The sequence below is a fragment of the Streptomyces sp. NPDC035033 genome (assembly GCF_040636735.1).
Taxonomy (GTDB): domain Bacteria; phylum Actinomycetota; class Actinomycetes; order Streptomycetales; family Streptomycetaceae; genus Streptomyces.
This window is the reverse complement of the sequence record NZ_JBEZUZ010000034.1, coordinates 46,756-67,140: the sequence shown is the minus strand read 5'-3', so window position 1 is coordinate 67,140 and position 20,385 is coordinate 46,756. Positions and strand designations below refer to the sequence as shown.

Sequence of the window (20,385 nt, the reverse complement as noted above, 5' to 3'; positions counted from 1 at the left end):
CCCCGCCGCCCCCGCCCCCGGCGCCGTGCCCCCGCACGCCACCGGCGCCGTACCGCTCGCCCCGCCCGTCCCGGTCGCCCCGCACGGGCCCGGCACCGGGGCCGCGACCCTCGCCGTCCTGCTCATCGGACCGGCCGGCGCGGGCAAGACGACGGTCGCCCGGCACTGGGCGCGCCGCCGGCCCGTCCCCACCGCCCACATCAGCCTCGACGACGTCCGGGAATGGGTCTGCTCCGGCTTCGCCGACCCCCAGTCCGGCTGGAACGAGCACTCCGAGGCGCAGTACCGACTGGCCCGCCGCACCTGCGGCTTCGCCGCCCGGAACTTCCTCGCCAACGGCATCTCCTGCATCCTCGACGACGCCGTCTTCCCCGACCGGCCCGTCGTCGGGCTCGGCGGCTGGAAGCGGCACGTCGGCCCCGGCCTGCTCCCCGTGGTCCTGCTCCCCGGCCTGGAGGTCGTCCTGGAGCGCAACGCCCAGCGCTCCGGCAACCGGCGCCTGACCGACGAGGAGGTCGCCGCGATCCACGGCAGGATGGCCGGCTGGTACGGGTCGGGACTGCCGATCATCGACAACTCCTCGCTCGACGTGGAGTCCACCGCCCGGCTCCTCGACGAGGCCCTGGCCCGCGCGATAGCCGCCCCGCCCGCGGGCTGAACCCCGCTCCTTCCCCGGTCGGCCGCCGCCGACAGGCCGGGGCGGGGCCCGGCTCGTAGGCTCGGAGACATGTCACAGGTGTATGCGGACCGCCGGGTCAGGCTGCGCGACCGGTGCGCGGCAGCCGGCAGCGCGGCGGCCCTGGTCTCCCGTCCTGCCAACGTCCGCTATCTCGCGGGCGGCGCCCCGCCCGGCGCCGTCCTGCTCGTCGGCCCCGAGCCCGCCGCCGACGTGCTGCTCCGGCCCGCCGCCGACGAGGGGGAACCGGCCGACGGGCGGCTCGACGAACTGCTCCGGCAGCAGCGGCTCCCGCTCGGCGGCGGCGACCCGGCCGTCGTCGCCGCCGAACTGGCCCGCGGCTCCGGCGCCGACGGGCTCGCCGTCGAGGAGCACCACCTGACGGTGGCCCGCCACCGCAGCCTCGGCGCCGCCGCCCCCGGCCTCCGCCTCGCCGACCTCGCCTGCGCCGTCGAGCAGCTGCGGGTGGTCAAGGACGAGGACGAGATCGCCTGCCTGCGGATCGCCGCCGAGATCGCCGACCAGGCCCTCGGCGAACTCCTGGAGTCGATCCTCGTCGGCCGCACCGAACGCCACCTCGCGCTCGAACTGGAGCGGCGCCTCGTCGACCACGGCGCCGACGGGGCCGCCTTCCCCACCTCCGTCGCCACCGGCCCCCACTCCGGCCGGCGCGGCCACCGGCCCACCGACCGCCGCGTCGAGGAGGGCGACTTCCTCTCCGTCTGCCTGGGCGCGGACTACCACGGCTACCGGTGCGAGATCGGCCGGACCTTCGTCATCGGCACCGCCCCCGCCGACTGGCAGATCGAGCTGTACGAGCTCGTCTTCGCCGCTCAGCGGGCCGGCCGGGAGTCCCTCGTGCCCGGCGCCGAGTACCGGGACGTGGACCGCGCGGCCCGTCAGATCCTCGACGGCGCGGGCCACGCGGAGACCGCCGTGCCCCTCACCGGACACGGAGTGGGACTCGAAATCGACGAGGACCCGCAGTTGTCGCCCTCGGCCATGGGTAAACTGGACGCTTGTGTGCCGGTCACCGTCGAACCGGGGGTCCACCTCCCGGGCCGGGGCGGAGTCCGGATCGATGACACGCTCGTCGTGCGCCAGGAGGCGGACGGCGGACCCGAGCTACTCACCATCACGACCAAGGAGCTGCTCGCGCTCTAGGCGCGTACGCCTCCTCGGTCCCACGTCAGTCCAGGAGATTCCGCAACCGTGGCTTCCACGAACGACCTCAAGAACGGCATGGTGCTCAAGCTCGAAGGCGGCCAGCTCTGGTCCGTCGTCGAGTTCCAGCACGTCAAGCCCGGCAAGGGCCCGGCCTTCGTGCGCACCAAGCTCAAGAACGTGCTGTCCGGCAAGGTCGTCGACAAGACCTTCAACGCCGGCGTGAAGGTGGAGACCGCGAACGTCGACAAGCGCGACATGCAGTTCTCCTACATGGACGGCGACTACTTCGTCTTCATGGACATGGACACGTACGACCAGCTGCACATCGACCGCAAGGTCGTCGGCGACGCGGCCAACTTCCTCGTCGAGGGCTTCACCGCGCTCGTCGCGCAGAACGAGGGCCAGGTCCTCTACGTCGAGCTGCCGGCCGCCGTCGAGCTCACCATCGCCGAGACCGAGCCGGGCGTCCAGGGCGACCGCTCCACCGGTGGCACCAAGCCCGCCACCCTGGAGACCGGCCACCAGATCCAGGTCCCGCTCTTCATCACCACCGGTGAGAAGATCAAGGTCGACACCCGTGACAGCAGCTACCTCGGCCGGGTGAACAGCTAACCGTGGCCGCCCGGAGCAAGGCCCGCAGGCGGGCCTTCCAGATCCTGTTCGAGGCCGACCAGCGCGGCACTTCGGTCCAGGAGGTCCTCGCGGACCAGATCCGGCTCCACCGCGCCGACGCGCAGCAGCCGCCGGTCGGTGACTTCACCATGCAGCTCGTCGAGGGGTACGCCCAGTACGTGGCCCGCATCGACGAGCTCATCGCCACCTACGCGGTGGACTGGGACCTCGACCGGATGCCGGCCGCCGACCGCAGCATCGTGCGCCTCGGCGCGTACGAGGTGATCTGGGAGGACGGCACCCCGGACGCGGTCGCGATCGACGAGGCCGTGCAGCTCGCCAAGGAGTTCTCCACGGACGACTCCCCGGCCTTCGTCAACGGCCTCCTCGGGCGCTTCAAGGACCTGAAGCCCCGACTGCGCCGGGACGTGGACGCCTAGTCCCCGAACGGCTCGCGAAGGGGCCCGTCGCACTCCGGTGCGACGGGCCCCTTCGCGTACCGCCGTACGGGTGAGGGCGGTACGCGAAAGCGCCGGGCCCGTGGCGTCGGATGACGTCCACGGGCCCGGCGGCACGTTTCTGCAGAAGCGCTTCGGAGGAGGTCAGTTCTCCTCGTGGGCGACCGCGCGGCGCGCGTCCGCGTCGAGCACGCCCCAGCTGATCAGCTGCTCGGTCAGGACCGAGGGGGACTGGTCGTAGATGACGGCCAGGGTGCGCAGGTCGTCCTGGCGGATCGACAGCACCTTGCCGTTGTAGTCGCCGCGCTGCGACTGGATCGTCGCCGCGTAGCGCTGAAGCGGGCCGGCCTTCTCCTGCGGGACGTGGGCCAGGCGCTCCAGGTCCAGGACCAGCTTCGGCGGGGGCTCGGCGGCACCGCCGGGGGTCGTGCCGGGCAGCAGCTCCTGCACCGGCACGCCGTAGAAGTCCGCCAGCTCGGCCAGGCGCTGCACGGTCACGGCGCGGTCGCCGCGCTCGTACGAGCCGACCACGACCGCCTTCCAGCGGCCCTGGGACTTCTCCTCCACCCCGTGGAGGGACAGGCCCTGCTGGGTGCGGATGGCGCGGAGTTTGGCCCCGAGCTGCTTTGCGTATTCGCTGGACATAACGCTCCCGGACGCTGTGACGACATGCGGCTGCGCCGCGCGGCTGGTAACTCACTGTGAGGTTACGCAGCGTTACTCTTTCCCGTCAAGCCGAAAGCGGCCCGCCACCCCCTCCCGGGGGACGTTCCGGCGCAGGTCGGAGCGGGGGAGGGGAGGCTCCGGGAAAGCCCGTGCGAGGCGCCCTGCTAAAGTGGACGGCGTACACCAGACGTCCTTTAAAGACCGTCCCGTGAGGCGGAGAAGGAGGTCCTTTCTTCATGGACACGCAAGCGCACACCGATGAGGCGCGGCCCGTTCTCGAGGCCCCCGACATCGCCCGGGTCCTGACCCGGATCGCCCACGAGATCGTCGAGCGCGCCAAGGGCGCCGACGACGTGGTCCTCCTCGGCATTCCCACCCGCGGCGTCTACCTCGCCCGCCGGCTCGCCGAGAAGCTCGAATCGATCACCGGCACCAAGGTCCCGGTCGGTTCCCTCGACATCACCATGTACCGCGACGACCTGCGGATGAAGCCGGCGCGCGCCATCGGCCGCACCGAGATCCCCGCGGAAGGCGTCGACGGCCGCCTCGTCGTCCTCGTCGACGACGTCCTCTTCTCGGGCCGCACCATCCGCGCCGCCCTCGACGCCCTCGGCGACATCGGCCGCCCCCGCGCGGTCCAGCTCGCCGTCCTCGTCGACCGCGGCCACCGCGAGCTCCCGATCCGCGCCGACTACGTCGGCAAGAACCTCCCCACGTCGCTGCGGGAGACCGTCAAGGTCCAGCTCGCCGAGGAGGACGGTCGCGACACCGTCCTGCTCGGCGGCAAGTCCGCCTAGCCGGACCGGCCACCCCCTGAGGGACCCGGGGCACCGCCCCGCGCCCCCGCATGCCCTCGCACCTCCCCACACGGAGAGAAACCCCGATGATGCGTCACCTCATCTCGGCCGCCGACCTCACCCGCGACGACGCCGTCCTGATCCTCGACACCGCCGAGGAGATGGCCCGGGTGGCCGACCGGCCGATCAAGAAGCTGCCGACCCTCCGCGGCCGGACCGTCTGCAACCTCTTCTTCGAGGACTCCACCCGGACCCGGATCTCCTTCGAGGCCGCCGAGAAGCGCCTCTCCGCCGACGTCATCAACTTCGCGGCCAAGGGCTCCAGCGTCTCCAAGGGCGAGTCCCTGAAGGACACCGCGCAGACCCTGGAGGCGATGGGCGTCGACGCCGTCGTCATCCGGCACAGCGCCTCCGGCGCCCCCTTCCGCCTGGCCACCTCCGGCTGGATCGACGCCCCCGTCATCAACGCGGGCGACGGCACCCACCAGCACCCCACCCAGGCCCTCCTGGACGCCTTCACCATGCGCCGCCGCCTCGTCGGCCGCGACGCCGGGCTCGGCCGGGACCTGGCCGGCAAGCGGATCACGATCGTCGGCGACGTCCTGCACAGCCGGGTCGCCCGCTCCAACGTCGACCTGCTGCACACCCTCGGTGCCGAGGTCACCCTGGTGGCCCCGCCCACCCTCGTCCCCGTCGGCGTCGAGACCTGGCCCTGCGAGGTCTCCTACGACCTCGACGGCGTGCTGCCGAAGTCCGACGCGGTGATGATGCTGCGCGTGCAGCGCGAGCGGATGAACGCCGCCTTCTTCCCGACCGAGCGCGAGTACTCGCGCCGCTACGGCCTGGACGGCGACCGGATGGCGAAGATGCCCGAGCACGCCGTCGTCATGCACCCCGGCCCCATGGTCCGCGGCATGGAGATCACCGCCGAGGTCGCCGACTCCGACCGCTGCACGGTCGTCGAGCAGGTCGCCAACGGCGTCTCCGTCCGGATGGCCGTCCTCTACCTGCTGCTCGGCGGCTCCGAGCCCGCCGTCGCCCCCGCCACCCCCCGTACCGAGGAGAGCAAGTAAAGATGAGCAAGATCCTTATCCGCGGTGCGAAGGTGCTGGGCGGCGAGCCGCAGGACGTCCTGATCGACGGCGAGACCATCGAGGCGGTCGGCACCGGCCTGAGCGCCGAGGGCGCGACCGTGGTCGAGGCCGCCGGCCAGATCCTCCTCCCCGGCCTCGTCGACCTCCACACCCACCTGCGCGAGCCCGGCCGCGAGGACTCCGAGACCGTCCTCACCGGCACCCGCGCCGCCGCCGCGGGCGGCTACACCGCCGTCTTCGCCATGGCCAACACCCACCCCGTCGCCGACACCGCCGGCGTCGTCGAGCAGGTCTACCGGCTCGGCAAGGAGGCCGGCTACTGCGACGTGCAGCCCATCGGCGCCGTCACCGTCGGCCTGGAGGGCAAGAAGCTCGCCGAGCTCGGCGCCATGCACGACTCGGCCGCCGGCGTCACCGTCTTCTCCGACGACGGCAAGTGCGTCGACGACGCCGTGATCATGCGCCGCGCCCTGGAGTACGTGAAGGCCTTCGGCGGCGTCGTCGCCCAGCACGCCCAGGAGCCCCGCCTCACCGAGGGCGCCCAGATGAACGAGGGCGTCGTCTCCGCCGAGCTCGGCCTGGGCGGCTGGCCGGCCGTCGCCGAGGAGTCGATCATCGCCCGCGACGTCCTCCTCGCCGAGCACGTCGGCTCCCGCGTCCACATCTGCCACCTCTCCACCGCCGGCTCCGTCGAGATCGTCCGCTGGGCCAAGTCCCGCGGCATCGACGTCACCGCCGAGGTCACCCCGCACCACCTCCTCCTCACGGACGAGCTGGTCCGCACGTACGACCCGGTCTACAAGGTCAACCCGCCGCTGCGCACCGAGCGCGACGTGCTGGCCCTGCGCGAGGCCCTGGCCGACGGCACCATCGACATCGTCGCCACCGACCACGCCCCGCACCCGCACGAGGACAAGGACTGCGAGTGGGCCGCCGCCGCCATGGGCATGGTCGGCCTGGAGACCGCGCTCTCCGTCGTCCAGCAGACGATGGTGGAGACCGGGCTGCTCGACTGGGCCGGCGTCGCCGACCGGATGTCCTTCGCCCCGGCCCGCATCGGCCGGGCCGCCGGCCACGGACGACCCGTCTCGGCTGGTGAGCCCGCGAACCTCGTCCTGGTCGATCCGGCTTACCGTGGGACGGTGGACCCCGCGGACTTCGCCTCCCGCAGCCGCAACACCCCCTACGAGGGCCGCGAGCTGCCGGGTCGCGTCACCCACACCTTCCTGCGGGGCCGGGCAACGGTCATGGACGGGAAGTTGGCGTGACACACACCATCGCAAGCGCGGCCCTCGCCGCGGAGCAGAAGTCGGCCGAGGTCACCGACTGGGCCGGCCGGATCGGCTGGGTCGTCGGCCTCCTGCTCTTCGTCGCCTTCGTCTACTGGCTCATGCGCCAGGGCTGGAAGTGGCGCGGCAGCCTCCAGTCGGACCTGCCGGAGCTCCCCGAGGTGCCGTCGGCGCCCGGTGAGGCCAAGCTGACGATGAGCGGCCGCTACCACGGCTCCACCACCGCCGGGCAGTGGCTCGACCGGATCGTCGCCCACGGCCTCGGCACCCGCAGCCGCGTCGAGCTCACGCTCACCGACACCGGGATCTCGGTCGTCCGCCCCGGGGCGAACGACTTCCTGATCCCCGCCGCCGCCCTGCGCGGTGCCCGCCTCGACAAGGGCATCGCCGGCAAGGTCCTCGCCGAGGGCGGGCTCCTGATCGTCACCTGGGAGCACGGCGGCACCCTCCTCGACTCCGGCTTCCGCTCCGACCGCGCCGCGGAGCACACCGCCTGGACCGAGACCATCGACTCCATGATCAACACGACGGAAGGCATCGCACGATGACGACCTCCACCAGGGGAGCCCTGGCTCCCGCCGTACTCGTCCTGGAGGACGGCCGCACCTTCCGCGGCCGCGCCTACGGGGCCGTGGGGGAGACCTTCGGCGAGGCCGTGTTCTCCACCGGCATGACCGGCTACCAGGAGACCCTGACCGACCCCTCGTACGACCGCCAGATCGTCGTCGCCACCGCCCCCCAGATCGGCAACACCGGCTGGAACGACGAGGACGACGAGTCGAGCCGCATCTGGGTCTCCGGCTACGTGGTCCGCGACCCCGCCCGCATCCCGTCGAACTGGCGCGCCAAGCGCAGCCTCGACGAGGAGCTGGCCGCCCAGGGCGTCGTCGGCATCTCCGGCATCGACACCCGCGCCCTCACCCGCCACCTGCGCGAGCGCGGCTCCATGCGCGCCGGCGTCTTCTCCGGCGAGGCCCTGGCCCCCGAGGCCGAGCTGCTCGCCCGCGTGCAGGCCCAGCCGCACATGAAGGGCGCCAGCCTCTACGAGGAGGTCGCCACCAAGGAGCCGTACGTCGTCCCCGCGATCGGCGAGAAGAAGTTCACCGTCGCCGCGATCGACCTCGGCATCAAGGGCATGACCCCGCACCGGATGGCCGAGCGCGGCATCGAGGTCCACGTGCTGCCCGCCACCGCCACCGTCGACGACGTGTACGCGGTCGCCCCGGACGGCGTCTTCTTCTCCAACGGCCCGGGCGACCCGGCCACCGCCGACGGCCCGGTCGCGCTCATGACCGCCGTCCTGGAGCGGAAGACCCCGCTCTTCGGCATCTGCTTCGGCAACCAGATCCTCGGCCGCGCGCTCGGCTTCGGCACCTACAAGCTGAAGTACGGCCACCGGGGCATCAACCAGCCCGTCCAGGACCGCACCACGGGCAAGGTCGAGGTCACCGCGCACAACCACGGCTTCGCCGTCGACGCGCCCCTCGACAAGGTCTCCGAGACCCCCTTCGGACGTGCCGAGGTCTCGCACGTCTGCCTGAACGACAACGTCGTGGAGGGCCTCCAGCTGCTCGACCAGCCGGCCTTCTCCGTCCAGTACCACCCCGAGGCGGCCGCGGGCCCGCACGACGCCGCGTACCTCTTCGACCGCTTCGTTTCTCTGATGGAGGCCGAGCGTGCCTAAGCGCACCGATATCCAGTCCGTCCTGGTCATCGGCTCCGGCCCGATCGTCATCGGCCAGGCCGCCGAGTTCGACTACTCCGGAACCCAGGCGTGCCGGGTCCTCAAGGCCGAGGGCCTGCGGGTCATCCTGGTCAACTCCAACCCGGCCACGATCATGACCGACCCGGAGATCGCCGACGCCACCTACGTCGAGCCGATCACCCCCGAGTTCGTCGAGAAGATCATCGCCAAGGAGCGCCCCGACGCCCTCCTGCCCACCCTCGGCGGCCAGACCGCGCTCAACACCGCGATCTCCATGCACGAGCAGGGCGTCCTGGAGAAGTACGGCGTCGAGCTGATCGGCGCCAACGTCGAGGCCATCCACAAGGGCGAGGACCGCGACCTCTTCAAGGGCGTCGTCGAGGCCGTCAACGCCAAGATCGGCCACGGCGAGTCCGCCCGCTCGGTCATCTGCCACTCGATGGAGGACGTCCTCCAGGGCGTCGAGACGCTCGGCGGCTACCCCGTCGTCGTCCGCCCCTCCTTCACCATGGGCGGCGCCGGCTCCGGCTTCGCCCACGACGAGGAGGAGCTGCGCCGCATCGCCGGCCAGGGCCTCACGCTCTCCCCGACCACCGAGGTGCTCCTGGAGGAGTCCATCCTCGGCTGGAAGGAGTACGAGCTGGAGCTCATGCGCGACAAGCACGACAACGTCGTGGTCGTCTGCTCCATCGAGAACTTCGACCCGATGGGCGTCCACACCGGCGACTCCATCACCGTCGCCCCGGCGATGACCCTCACCGACCGCGAGTACCAGATCCTCCGCGACGTCGGCATCGCGATCATCCGCGAGGTCGGCGTCGACACCGGCGGCTGCAACATCCAGTTCGCGGTCAACCCCGAGGACGGCCGCGTGATCGTCATCGAGATGAACCCGCGCGTCTCCCGCTCCTCGGCCCTCGCCTCCAAGGCCACCGGCTTCCCGATCGCCAAGATCGCCGCCCGGCTCGCCGTCGGCTACACCCTGGACGAGATCCCGAACGACATCACGGAGCAGACCCCGGCCTCCTTCGAGCCCACGCTCGACTACGTCGTCGTCAAGGCCCCGCGCTTCGCCTTCGAGAAGTTCCCCTCGGCCGACTCCACGCTGACCACGACCATGAAGTCGGTCGGCGAGGCCATGGCCATCGGCCGGAACTTCCCCGAGGCCCTCCAGAAGGCCCTGCGCTCCCTGGAGAAGAAGGGCTCCCAGTTCGCCTTCACCGGCGAGCCCGGCGACAAGGCCGCACTCCTCCGCGAGGCGGTGCGCCCCACCGACGGCCGCATCAACACCGTCATGCAGGCGATCCGCGCCGGCGCCACCCCCCAGGAGGTCTTCGACGCCACGAAGATCGACCCGTGGTTCGTCGACCAGCTCTTCCTGATCAAGGAGATCGCCGACGAGCTGGCCGCCGCCGAGAAGCTCGACCCCGAGCTGCTCGCCGAGGCCAAGCGCCACGGCTTCTCCGACGCCCAGATCGCCGAGATCCGGGACCTGCGCGAGGACGTCGTCCGCGAGGTCCGGCACGCCCTCGGCATCCGCCCGGTCTACAAGACGGTCGACACCTGCGCCGCCGAGTTCGCCGCGAAGACCCCGTACTTCTACTCCTCCTACGACGAGGAGACCGAGGTCGCGCCGCGCGAGAAGCCCGCCGTGATCATCCTCGGCTCCGGCCCGAACCGCATCGGCCAGGGCATCGAGTTCGACTACTCCTGCGTCCACGCCTCCTTCGCCCTGAGCGACGCCGGCTACGAGACCGTGATGGTCAACTGCAACCCGGAGACCGTCTCGACGGACTACGACACCTCCGACCGCCTGTACTTCGAGCCGCTGACGCTGGAGGACGTGCTGGAGATCGTCCACGCCGAGTCCCTCGCGGGCCCGATCGCCGGCGTCGTCGTCCAGCTCGGCGGCCAGACCCCGCTCGGCCTCTCCCAGGCCCTCAAGGACAACGGCGTGCCGGTCGTCGGCACCTCCCCGGAGGCCATCCACGCCGCCGAGGACCGCGGCGCCTTCGGCCGCGTCCTGGAGGAGGCCGGCCTGCCGGCCCCCAAGCACGGCACCGCCACCACCTTCGCCGGCGCCAAGAAGATCGCCGACGAGATCGGCTACCCGGTCCTGGTCCGCCCCTCGTACGTGCTCGGCGGCCGCGGCATGGAGATCGTCTACGACGAGGCGCGCCTGGAGGCGTACATCGCCGAGTCCACCGAGATCAGCCCCACCCGGCCGGTCCTGGTCGACCGCTTCCTCGACGACGCCATCGAGATCGACGTCGACGCCCTCTACGACGGCACCGAGCTCTACCTCGGCGGCGTGATGGAGCACATCGAGGAGGCCGGCATCCACTCCGGCGACTCGGCCTGCGCCCTGCCCCCGATCACCCTGGGCGGCTTCGACATCAAGCGGCTGCGCGCCTCCACCGAGGCCATCGCCAAGGGCGTCGGCGTCCGCGGCCTGATCAACATCCAGTTCGCCATGGCCGGCGACATCCTCTACGTCCTGGAGGCCAACCCGCGCGCCTCCCGGACCGTGCCGTTCACCTCCAAGGCCACCGCCGTGCCGCTCGCCAAGGCCGCCGCCCGCATCTCGCTGGGCGCGACCATCGCCGAGCTGCGCGCCGAGGGCCTGCTGCCGAAGAACGGCGACGGCGGCACCCTGCCGCTCGACGCGCCGATCTCCGTCAAGGAGGCCGTGATGCCGTGGTCGCGCTTCCGCGACATCCACGGCCGCGGCGTGGACACCGTCCTCGGCCCGGAGATGCGCTCCACCGGCGAGGTCATGGGCATCGACGCCGTCTTCGGCACCGCCTACGCCAAGTCGCAGGCCGGCGCCTACGGCCCGCTGCCCACCAAGGGCCGCGCCTTCATCTCCGTCGCCAACCGCGACAAGCGCTCGATGATCTTCCCGGCGCGCGAGCTGGTCGCCCACGGCTTCGAGCTCCTCGCCACCTCCGGCACCGCCGAGGTCCTCAAGCGCAACGGCATCAACGCCACCGTCGTGCGCAAGCTCAGCGAGGGCGAGGGTCCGGACGGCGAGAAGACGATCGTCCAGCTGATCCACGACGGCCAGGTCGACCTGATCGTCAACACCCCGTACGGCACCGGCGGCCGCCTCGACGGCTACGAGATCCGTACGGCGGCGGTGGCCCGCGGCGTCCCGTGCCTCACCACGGTCCAGGCGCTCGCCGCGGCCGTCCAGGGCATCGACGCCCTCAACCACGGCGACGTCGGCGTCCGTTCCCTCCAGGAACACGCCGAACACCTGACCGCGGCCCGCGACTAGCAGCCACCGAGGGGGACACCGGAAACGGTGTCCCCCTCTTCATGAGGACTCCACCATGTACAAGCTCTTCTTCCAGCTCGTCTTCAAGCGCATGGACCCGGAGAAGGCCCACCACCTCGCCTTCCGGTGGATCCGGCTCGCCGCCCGCGTCCCGGTCCTGCGCACCTTCGTCGCCGCCGTCCTCGCTCCCCGGTACGAGGAGCTGCGCACCGAGGCCCTCGGCCTGCGGATGCACGGCCCCTTCGGCCTCGCCGCCGGCTTCGACAAGAACGCCGTCGCCATCGACGGCATGGCCATGCTCGGCTTCGACCACGTCGAGATCGGCACGGTCACCGGCGAGGCCCAGCCCGGCAACCCGAAGAAGCGGCTCTTCCGCCTCGTCCCCGACCGGGCCCTGATCAACCGCATGGGCTTCAACAACGAGGGCTCCGCCGCCGTCGCCGCCCGCCTCCACGCGCGCGTGCCCGTCTTCAGGACGGTCGTCGGCGTCAACATCGGCAAGACCAAGGTCGTCGAGGAGGCCGACGCGGCCGCCGACTACGTGAAGTCCACCGAGCGGCTCGCCGCCCACGCCGACTACCTCGTCGTCAACGTCTCCTCGCCGAACACCCCCGGCCTGCGCAACCTCCAGGCCACCGAGTCGCTGCGCCCGCTGCTCACCGCCGTCCGCGAGGCCGCCGACCGCACGGTCACCGACCGCCGCGTCCCGCTCCTGGTGAAGATCGCCCCCGACCTCGCCGACGAGGACGTGGACGCCGTCGCCGACCTCGCCGTCGAACTCGGCCTGGACGGCATCATCGCCACCAACACCACCATCGCCCGCGAGGGCCTCGGCCTGGCCTCCGCCCCGGCCCTCGTCCAGGAGACCGGCGGCCTCTCCGGCGCCCCGCTCAAGGAGCGCTCCCTGGAGGTCCTGCGCCGCCTGTACGCGCGCGTGGGCGACCGGATCGTCCTGGTGGGCGTCGGCGGCATCGAGAACGCCGAGGACGCCTGGCAGCGGATCCTCGCCGGCGCCACGCTGATCCAGGGCTACAGCGCCTTCATCTACGAGGGGCCGTTCTACGCCCGCGCGATCCACAAGGGCCTCGCCGCGCGGCTCGCGGCCTCCCCGTACGCCACCCTCGCCGAAGCCGTCGGCGCCGACCACCGAAAGGCCGCCCAGTGACCCCCTCCTTCGGCACCCGCCTGCGCTCCGCCATGGACGAGCGCGGCCCCCTCTGCGTCGGCATCGACCCGCACGCCTCCCTGCTCGGCTCCTGGGGCCTCGCCGACGACATCACGGGCCTGGAGCGCTTCACGTACACCGTCGTCGAGGCGCTGGCGGAGACGGTCGCCGTCTTCAAGCCGCAGGCGGCCTTCTTCGAGCGCTTCGGCTCGCGCGGCATCGCCGTCCTGGAGCGGGCCACCGCCGACCTGCGCGCCGCCGGCGGCCTGGTCGTCATGGACGCCAAGCGCGGCGACATCGGCTCCACCATGGCCGCCTACGCCGAGACCTTCCTGCGCAAGGACTCCCCGCTCTTCTCCGACGCCCTCACGGTCTCCCCGTACCTCGGCTACGGCTCCCTGAAGCCGGCCGTCGACCTGGCCCGCGAGTCCGGCGCCGGACTCTTCGTCCTCGCGTTGACCTCCAACCCGGAGGGCGCCGAGGTCCAGCGGGCCGTGCGGGAGGACGGGCGCACCATCGGCGCGACCATGCTCGCCCACCTCGCCGAGGAGAACGCGGGGGAGACGCCCATGGGCTCCTTCGGCGCGGTCGTCGGCGCCACCCTCGGCGACCTCTCCTCCTTCGACCTCGACATCAACGGCCCGCTGCTCGCCCCCGGCATCGGCGCCCAGGGCGCGACCCCGGCCGACCTCCCGGTCGTCTTCGGGGCCGCGGTCCGCAACGTCGTCCCGAACGTGAGCCGGGGCGTGCTGCGCGCCGGACCGGACGCGTCCGCCCTGCGGGACACGGCGACGCGCTACGCGGACGAGATCCGGGCGGCCGTCGCGGTCTGACCCGTTCCCGCCGCCGGCCCGCCATCCCCGCAGGTGGGAGCGGACGGCGGCGCCGGACGGGCCGCTCGCGGTCCACTTGACGAAAACTTGGCAGAAAACCGGGTCGTTATGCCGGAAAAGTCCTGGTCGGCAGAGGCTGACCAGGACTTTTCCGCTGTTCTCGCTGACTGGAGCGGTCTTGGCCGCTAGTCTCCGGGGCAGAGCAGGTGTCCAACGGTCACGTCGTTGGCCGTCGCTCCACTGGTGTGGGTCGACCAGGTCCTCACCGGTCCGTATCCGACAGATCGACATCCGAGGTGACGTAGGCGTGGCTCTTCCGCCCCTTACCCCTGAACAGCGCGCAGCCGCGCTCGAAAAGGCCGCCGCGGCTCGCCGGGAGCGGGCCGAGGTCAAGAATCGACTCAAGCACTCCGGCGCCTCCCTCCACGAGGTCATCAAGCAGGGCCAGGAGAACGACGTCATCGGCAAGATGAAGGTCTCCGCCCTGCTCGAGTCCCTCCCCGGCGTCGGCAAGGTCCGCGCCAAGCAGATCATGGAGCGGCTCGGCATCTCCGAGAGCCGTCGTGTCCGTGGTCTCGGCTCCAACCAGATCGCCTCCCTGGAGCGCGAGTTCGGCGGCTCCGGCGCCTGACCCGCCGCCCGGTCCGGTGTCCGGCCCGGTGCCCGATCCAGGACGAGCGTCCCGGGCACCCCGGCGGTACTGGAATAATCGCTGCATGGCAGCAGAGGCACGTCCGCGGCTGACCGTGCTCTCCGGCCCCTCCGGGGTCGGCAAGAGCACGGTCGTCGCTCATATGCGCAAGGTCCACCCCGAGGTCTGGCTCTCGGTGTCGGCGACGACCCGGAAGCCCCGCCCCGGCGAGAAGCACGGCGTCCAGTACTTCTTCGTCACGGACGACGAGTTCGACAAGCTGATCGCCAACGGTGAGCTCCTCGAATGGGCCGAGTTCGCGGGCAACCGCTACGGCACCCCCCGGGGCGCGGTCGTCGAGCGCCTGGAGGCCGGCGAGCCCGTCCTGCTGGAGATCGAGCTCCAGGGCGCGCGCCAGGTCAAGGAGTCCATGCCCGACTCCCGGCTGGTCTTCCTGGCCCCGCCGAGCTGGGAGGAGCTGGTCCGCCGACTCACCGGCCGCGGCACCGAGTCGCCCGAGGTCATCGAGCGCCGCCTGGAGGCCGCCAAGGTCGAACTCGCCGCCGAGTCGGAGTTCGACACCACGCTCGTCAACACCTCCGTCGAGGACGTGGCACGTGAGCTGCTAACGTTGATGCACGTAGTCTGATCTTTTATCCATCTTCGGAAGGTAGAGCGTGTCCTCTTCCATCACCGCGCCCGAGGGCATCATCAACCCGCCGATCGACGAGCTGCTCGAGGCCACGGACTCGAAGTACAGCCTCGTGATCTACGCGGCCAAGCGCGCGCGTCAGATCAACGCGTACTACTCGCAGCTCGGTGAGGGCCTGCTGGAGTACGTCGGTCCCCTCGTCGACACCCACGTCCACGAGAAGCCGCTCTCGATCGCCCTGCGTGAGATCAACGCGGGTCTGCTGACCTCCGAGGCCGTCGAGGGCCCCGTTCAGTAAGCGTTGCGTGTGTCACCACAGGCCCGGCGGTCCTCCCGCCGGGCCTGTGGTGTCTCATGGAGCCGACAGTGCAGCCGTAACCCATCCGAGTACGCGTACCAGCGCGGGGAGTGACAGCCGTGACCAAGCCGAAGGTCGTTCTGGGCGTGAGCGGCGGCATCGCCGCCTACAAGGCGTGCGAGCTGCTGCGCCGGCTCACCGAGTCGGGCCACGACGTCCGCGTCGTCCCCACCGACTCCGCCCTCCACTTCGTCGGCGCCGCCACCTGGTCCGCGCTCTCCGGCAACCCCGTCTCCACCGAGGTCTGGGAGACCGTCCACGAGGTGCCGCACGTCCGCATCGGCCAGGCCGCCGACCTCGTCGTCGTCGCCCCCGCCACCGCCGACATGCTCGCCAAGGCCGCCCACGGCCTCGCCGACGACCTCCTCACCAACACGCTGCTCACCGCGCGCTGTCCGGTCGTCTTCGCCCCCGCCATGCACACCGAGATGTGGGAGCACCCGGCCACCCAGGAGAACGTGGCCACCCTGCGCCGCCGCGGCGCCGTCGTCGTCGAACCCGCCGTCGGCCGGCTCACCGGCGTCGACACCGGCAAGGGCCGCCTCCCCGACCCCGGCGAGATCTTCGAGGTCTGCCGGCGGATCCTCGCCCGCGGCGTCACCGTCCCCGACCTCGCCGGCCGGCACGTCGTGGTCAGCGCCGGCGGCACCCGCGAGCCCCTCGACCCGGTCCGCTACCTGGGCAACCGCTCCTCCGGCAAGCAGGGCTACGCCCTCGCCAGGGCCGCCGCCGCCCGCGGCGCCCGGGTCACCCTCGTCGAGGCCAACACCGGACTGCCCGACCCGGCCGGCGTCGACGTCGTCCGCGCCGGCACCGCCGTCCAGCTCCGCGAGGCCGTCCTCAAGGCCGCCGCCGACGCCGACGCGGTCGTCATGGCCGCCGCCGTCGCCGACTTCCGCCCGGCCGTCTACGCCACCGGCAAGATCAAGAAGACGGACGACGGCGGGGCCCCGACCATCGAGCTGGTCCGCAACCCGGACATCCTCGCCGAGCTCTCCGCCGACCGCGCCCTGCCCGGCCAGGTCGTCGTCGGCTTCGCCGCCGAGACCGACGACGTCCTGGCCAACGGGCGCGCCAAGCTCGCCCGCAAGGGCTGCGACCTCCTCGTCGTCAACGAGGTCGGCGAGCGCAAGACCTTCGGCTCCGAGGAGAACGAGGCCGTGGTCCTCGCCGCCGACGGCACCGAGACCCCGGTCCCGTACGGCCCGAAGGAAGCCCTCGCCGAGACCGTCTGGGACCTGGTCCTGCCGCGCCTGCGGGAACGGTCCGTCTGAGCCGGGAGCGGGCCGAGGAGGCGCGAAACGCCGGGGCGCGAGTGATCTGCGCCCCATCGGCCGCCCCCCTCCGGCCCCGTGCGGGGCCGTTTCGCGCCACACACGGGCATTCGTCAGGCGAGACACCTGGTCCAAGGTCCGACCCGGCCCGATAGACTGTCCGTGGAACGTCGCGGGGCGCAGCCCCCTGCCGGTCCGCGAAGAGATAGCCAGCAGCCGCTGCAACCCCAGGGAGCGTTGTGTCCCGTCGTCTGTTCACCTCGGAGTCCGTCACCGAGGGGCACCCCGACAAGATCGCTGACCAGATCAGCGACACCATCCTCGACGCGCTGCTCCGGGAGGACCCCACCTCCCGCGTCGCCGTCGAGACGCTGATCACCACCGGCCTCGTGCACGTCGCCGGCGAGGTGACCACCAAGGCGTGGGCGGACATCCCGACCCTCGTCCGCAACAAGATCCTCGAGATCGGATACGACTCCTCGAAGAAGGGCTTCGACGGCGCCTCCTGCGGCGTGTCGGTGTCCATCGGGTCGCAGTCCCCCGACATCGCGCAGGGCGTGGACACCGCCTACGAGAAGCGCGTCGAGGGCGACGAGGACGAGCTCGACAAGCAGGGCGCCGGCGACCAGGGCCTGATGTTCGGCTACGCCTCGGACGAGACCCCCGAGCTGATGCCGCTGCCGATCCACCTCGCGCACCGGCTCTCCCGGCGCCTGACCGAGGTCCGCAAGAACGGCACCATCCCGTACCTGCGCCCCGACGGCAAGACCCAGGTCACCATCGAGTACGACGGCGACAAGGCGGTCCGCCTCGACACCGTCGTCGTCTCCTCGCAGCACGCCTCGGACATCGACCTCGACTCGCTGCTCGCGCCCGACATCCGCGAGTTCGTCGTCGAGCACGTCCTCAAGGAGCTCGTCGAGGACGGCATCAAGCTCGACACCGACGGCTACCGCCTCCTGGTCAACCCGACCGGCCGCTTCGAGATCGGCGGCCCGATGGGCGACGCCGGCCTCACCGGCCGCAAGATCATCATCGACACGTACGGCGGCATGGCCCGCCACGGCGGCGGCGCCTTCTCCGGCAAGGACCCGTCCAAGGTCGACCGCTCGGCCGCCTACGCCATGCGCTGGGTCGCCAAGAACGTCGTCGCCGCGGGCCTCGCCTCCCGCTGCGAGGTCCAGGTCGCCTACGCCATCGGCAAGGCCGAGCCCGTCGGCCTCTTCGTCGAGACCTTCGGCACCCACGCCGTCGAGACCGAGAAGATCGAGAACGCCATCGCCGAGGTCTTCGACCTCCGCCCGGCCGCGATCATCCGCGACCTCGACCTGCTCCGCCCGATCTACTCCCAGACCGCCGCCTACGGCCACTTCGGCCGCGAGCTGCCGGACTTCACCTGGGAGCGCACCGACCGCGTCGACGCCCTGAAGAAGGCCGCCGGCCTGTAAGGCGCCCCGCACCACCGCCGAAGCCCGGCACCCCGTCACGGGGTGCCGGGCTTCGGCGTCCCCCGCTGTCCGAGCGGTCTGGTAGGTATGGGGCTGTGAGCAGCGAAAAGGAGAGACCGGAGGGGCCCGAGCAGCTCGCGCTCATTCGGGAGTCCGTGCGGAAGGCGAAGGTGCCGAAGGCGAAGCCGCGGACGTGGCGGGGGGCCGCGCTCGCCAAGGAGCTGCCGGTCGCGCGGGTCGTGGTGAACAAGGGGGTGCTCCACCTCGACCAGTTCTTCGACTACGCGGTGCCCGAGGAGCTGGACGCCGACGCCCGGCCCGGAGTGCGGGTGCGGGTGCGGTTCGGGGCCGGGGCCGGGCAGGTGCGGGGCGGGCGCCGGGAGGGCGGGCGGCTGATCGACGGGTTCCTCGTCGAGCGGCGGGCCGCCTCCGACTACTCCGGGCCGCTGGCCGCGCTCGCCGACGTGGTGTCGCCCGAGCCGGTGCTCGGGCCCGAGCTGCTGGCGCTCGCGCGGGCCGTCGCCGACCGGTACGCGGGCAGCCTCGCCGACGTGCTCCAGCTCGCCGTGCCGCCGCGCAACGCGGCCGCCGAGCGGCGGGCCTCGCCCGCGCCGCTGCCGCCGCCCCCGCCGCCCGCGCCGGGCACCTGGGGGCGGTACGAGCAGGGGCCGGCGTTCCTGGAGTCGCTGGCGCGCGGCGGGTCGCCCCGGGCGGTGTGGAACGCGCTGCCGGGGCCGTACTGGGCCGAGGAGATCGCCCGCGCCGTCGCCGCCACCCTCGCCTCCGGGCGCGGCGCCCTCGTCGTCGTCCCCGACGGGCGGGTCGCCGGCCGGGTCGACGCGGCGCTCACCGCCGTCCTGGGGGAGGGGCGGCACGCGCTGCTCACCGCCGAGGCCGGGCCCGAGAAGCGGTACGGGCAGTGGCTCGCCGTCCGGCGCGGCTCCGTGCGGGCCGTCGTCGGCACCCGCGCCGCCATGTTCGCGCCGGTGCGGGACCTGGGCCTCGCCGTCATCTGGGACGACGGCGACGGCAGCCACAGCGACCCGCACGCCCCCCAGCCGCACGCCCGCGAAGTGCTGCTGCTGCGCGCCGCCCACGACCGGTGCGCCTTCCTCCTCGGCTCGACGAGCTGCACCGTGGAGGCCGCCCAGCTCGTCGAGTCCGGCTGGGCCCGGCCGATCGCCGCGAGCCGCGAGGAGGTCCGCGGGGCCGCGCCCCTCGTCCGCACCGTCGGCGATGACCAGCTCGCCCGCGACGAGGCCGCGCGGGCCGCCCGGCTGCCCTCCCTGGCCTGGGCCGCCCTCCGGGACGGGCTGCGCACCGGGCCGGTCCTGATCCAGGTGCCCCGGCGGGGATACGTGCCCCGGCTCGCCTGCCAGCAGTGCCGGACGCCCGCCCGCTGCGCGCACTGCTCCGGGCCGCTGGAGGCCCCCGAGCAGCGCGCGCTGCACTGCGGCTGGTGCGGGCGCGAGGCCCCCGACTGGCACTGCGAGGCCTGCGGCTCCACCCGGCTGCGCGCCCAGGTCGTCGGCGCCCGGCGGACCGCGGAGGAGCTGGGCCGGGCCTTTCCCGCCGTGCCGGTACGGACCTCCGGCCGCGACCACGTCCTGGACCGGGTGCCGGACCGCCCCGCGCTCGTCGTCTCCACCCCCGGGGCCGAACCCGTCGCCGACGGCGGCTACGCGGCGGCGCTGCTGCTCGACGGCTGGGCCCTGCTCGGCCGCCCCGACCTGCGGGCCGGGGAGGAGGCGCTGCGCCGCTGGATCGACGCGGCCTCGCTGGTCCGGGGACAGGCCGAGGGCGGCACGGTGGTGGTGGTCGCCGAGCCGACGCTCCGGCCCGTGCAGGCCCTCGTCCGCTGGGACCCGGTGGGCCACGCCCAGCGGGAGCTGGCCGAGCGCGCCGAGCTGGGCTTCCCGCCGGTCTCCCGGATGGCGGCGGTGAGCGGCCCGCCGGAGGCGGTGGCGACCTTCCTCGCGGCCGCCGCGCTGCCCATGGACGCGGAGATCCTCGGCCCGGTGGCGCTGCCGGTGGTCCGGCCCGGGTCCGCCCGCCGTCCCGGCGACCCGCCGCCCGGCGAGCAGTGGGACCGCGCCCTGGTCCGGGTCCCGCCCGGCAGCGGCGCGGCCCTGGCGCAGGCCCTCAAGCACGCCCGCGCGAGCCGCCAGGCCCGGGGCACCGGCGACACCGTCCGGGTCAGGGTGGACCCGCCGGACATCGGCTGAGGCCCGGCCGGGGGCCGGGGACGACGACGGCCGCCGCCCCCTTCGGCCAGGGGGT

General features: G+C 72.6%; 19 protein-coding genes. 18 read left to right on the top strand and 1 reads right to left on the bottom strand.

Annotated features, from left to right (window positions below; all coding sequences use genetic code 11):
* From AB0E83_RS16455 to nusB, 4 genes are all read left to right on the top strand, one after another.
* Nucleotides 1–658: AAA family ATPase (locus AB0E83_RS16455; RefSeq protein ID WP_362111262.1), on the top strand; the 658-nt coding region annotated here is incomplete at its 5' end.
* A gap of 69 nt (nt 659–727) precedes the next feature.
* On the top strand, nt 728–1,840 hold the full coding sequence (locus tag AB0E83_RS16450) for a M24 family metallopeptidase (protein ID WP_362111259.1): 1,113 nt from the start codon (nt 728–730) through the stop codon (nt 1,838–1,840).
* A gap of 48 nt (nt 1,841–1,888) precedes the next feature.
* The gene (efp, locus tag AB0E83_RS16445) at nt 1,889–2,455 is read left to right on the top strand and encodes an elongation factor P (protein ID WP_030493603.1); all 567 of its coding nucleotides are present in this window, start codon (nt 1,889–1,891) and stop codon (nt 2,453–2,455) included.
* 2 nt (nt 2,456–2,457) lie between these two features.
* Nucleotides 2,458–2,895 carry a transcription antitermination factor NusB gene (nusB, locus tag AB0E83_RS16440; RefSeq protein ID WP_362111256.1) on the top strand — a complete coding sequence of 146 codons (438 nt, stop codon included), beginning with the start codon at nt 2,458–2,460 and terminating at the stop codon, nt 2,893–2,895.
* A gap of 162 nt (nt 2,896–3,057) precedes the next feature.
* Here the strand turns inward: nusB and bldD are convergent, their stop codons facing one another.
* Nucleotides 3,058–3,558, bottom strand: a complete 501-nt coding sequence (bldD, locus tag AB0E83_RS16435) for a transcriptional regulator BldD (RefSeq protein WP_015032294.1) — start codon at nt 3,556–3,558, stop codon at nt 3,058–3,060.
* A 257-nt stretch (nt 3,559–3,815) separates the two neighbouring features.
* Between bldD and pyrR the strand changes: the two genes are divergently transcribed.
* From pyrR to AB0E83_RS16365, 14 genes are all read left to right on the top strand, one after another.
* Entirely contained in the window at nt 3,816–4,376 is a 561-nt protein-coding gene (pyrR, locus tag AB0E83_RS16430; protein WP_362111253.1) for a bifunctional pyr operon transcriptional regulator/uracil phosphoribosyltransferase PyrR, read from the top strand.
* Nucleotides 4,377–4,462: 86 nt separating this feature from the next.
* Entirely contained in the window at nt 4,463–5,449 is a 987-nt protein-coding gene (locus AB0E83_RS16425) for an aspartate carbamoyltransferase catalytic subunit (protein ID WP_362111250.1), read from the top strand.
* 2 nt (nt 5,450–5,451) lie between these two features.
* Entirely contained in the window at nt 5,452–6,738 is a 1,287-nt protein-coding gene (locus AB0E83_RS16420) for a dihydroorotase (RefSeq protein ID WP_362111247.1), read from the top strand.
* Nucleotides 6,735–7,307, top strand: coding sequence for a hypothetical protein (locus AB0E83_RS16415; RefSeq protein ID WP_362111244.1), 573 nt, complete (start codon nt 6,735–6,737; stop codon nt 7,305–7,307). Before AB0E83_RS16420 ends, AB0E83_RS16415 begins: the two co-directional genes overlap by 4 nt.
* A complete protein-coding gene (gene carA / locus AB0E83_RS16410) occupies nt 7,304–8,443 on the top strand; it encodes a glutamine-hydrolyzing carbamoyl-phosphate synthase small subunit (protein ID WP_362111241.1) in 1,140 nt (379 codons plus the stop codon). Before AB0E83_RS16415 ends, carA begins: the two co-directional genes overlap by 4 nt.
* A complete protein-coding gene (gene carB, locus AB0E83_RS16405; protein ID WP_362111238.1) occupies nt 8,436–11,744 on the top strand; it encodes a carbamoyl-phosphate synthase large subunit in 3,309 nt (1,102 codons plus the stop codon). Before carA ends, carB begins: the two co-directional genes overlap by 8 nt.
* Before the next feature lie 55 nt (nt 11,745–11,799).
* Nucleotides 11,800–12,909 (top strand): quinone-dependent dihydroorotate dehydrogenase, encoded by a 1,110-nt coding sequence (locus AB0E83_RS16400; RefSeq protein ID WP_362111235.1) that lies wholly within the window; start codon nt 11,800–11,802, stop codon nt 12,907–12,909.
* Nucleotides 12,906–13,742, top strand: a complete 837-nt coding sequence (gene pyrF / locus AB0E83_RS16395) for an orotidine-5'-phosphate decarboxylase (RefSeq protein WP_362111232.1) — start codon at nt 12,906–12,908, stop codon at nt 13,740–13,742. Before AB0E83_RS16400 ends, pyrF begins: the two co-directional genes overlap by 4 nt.
* A 307-nt stretch (nt 13,743–14,049) precedes the next feature.
* A complete protein-coding gene (locus tag AB0E83_RS16390; protein ID WP_016638838.1) occupies nt 14,050–14,373 on the top strand; it encodes an integration host factor in 324 nt (107 codons plus the stop codon).
* 85 nt (nt 14,374–14,458) lie between these two features.
* On the top strand, nt 14,459–15,022 hold the full coding sequence (gene gmk / locus AB0E83_RS16385; RefSeq protein ID WP_030745533.1) for a guanylate kinase: 564 nt from the start codon (nt 14,459–14,461) through the stop codon (nt 15,020–15,022).
* 28 nt (nt 15,023–15,050) lie between these two features.
* The gene (rpoZ, locus tag AB0E83_RS16380; protein WP_030493615.1) at nt 15,051–15,323 is read left to right on the top strand and encodes a DNA-directed RNA polymerase subunit omega; all 273 of its coding nucleotides are present in this window, start codon (nt 15,051–15,053) and stop codon (nt 15,321–15,323) included.
* Nucleotides 15,324–15,442: 119 nt separating this feature from the next.
* Nucleotides 15,443–16,657 carry a bifunctional phosphopantothenoylcysteine decarboxylase/phosphopantothenate--cysteine ligase CoaBC gene (coaBC, locus tag AB0E83_RS16375; protein ID WP_362111228.1) on the top strand — a complete coding sequence of 405 codons (1,215 nt, stop codon included), beginning with the start codon at nt 15,443–15,445 and terminating at the stop codon, nt 16,655–16,657.
* Nucleotides 16,658–16,896: 239 nt separating this feature from the next.
* Nucleotides 16,897–18,105: a methionine adenosyltransferase gene (gene metK, locus AB0E83_RS16370; RefSeq protein WP_362111225.1), complete on the top strand. Its 1,209-nt coding sequence runs from the start codon at nt 16,897–16,899 to the stop codon at nt 18,103–18,105.
* 95 nt (nt 18,106–18,200) lie between these two features.
* Nucleotides 18,201–20,330: a primosomal protein N' gene (locus tag AB0E83_RS16365; RefSeq protein ID WP_362111222.1), complete on the top strand. Its 2,130-nt coding sequence runs from the start codon at nt 18,201–18,203 to the stop codon at nt 20,328–20,330.
* Nucleotides 20,331–20,385 lie beyond the last annotated feature (55 nt).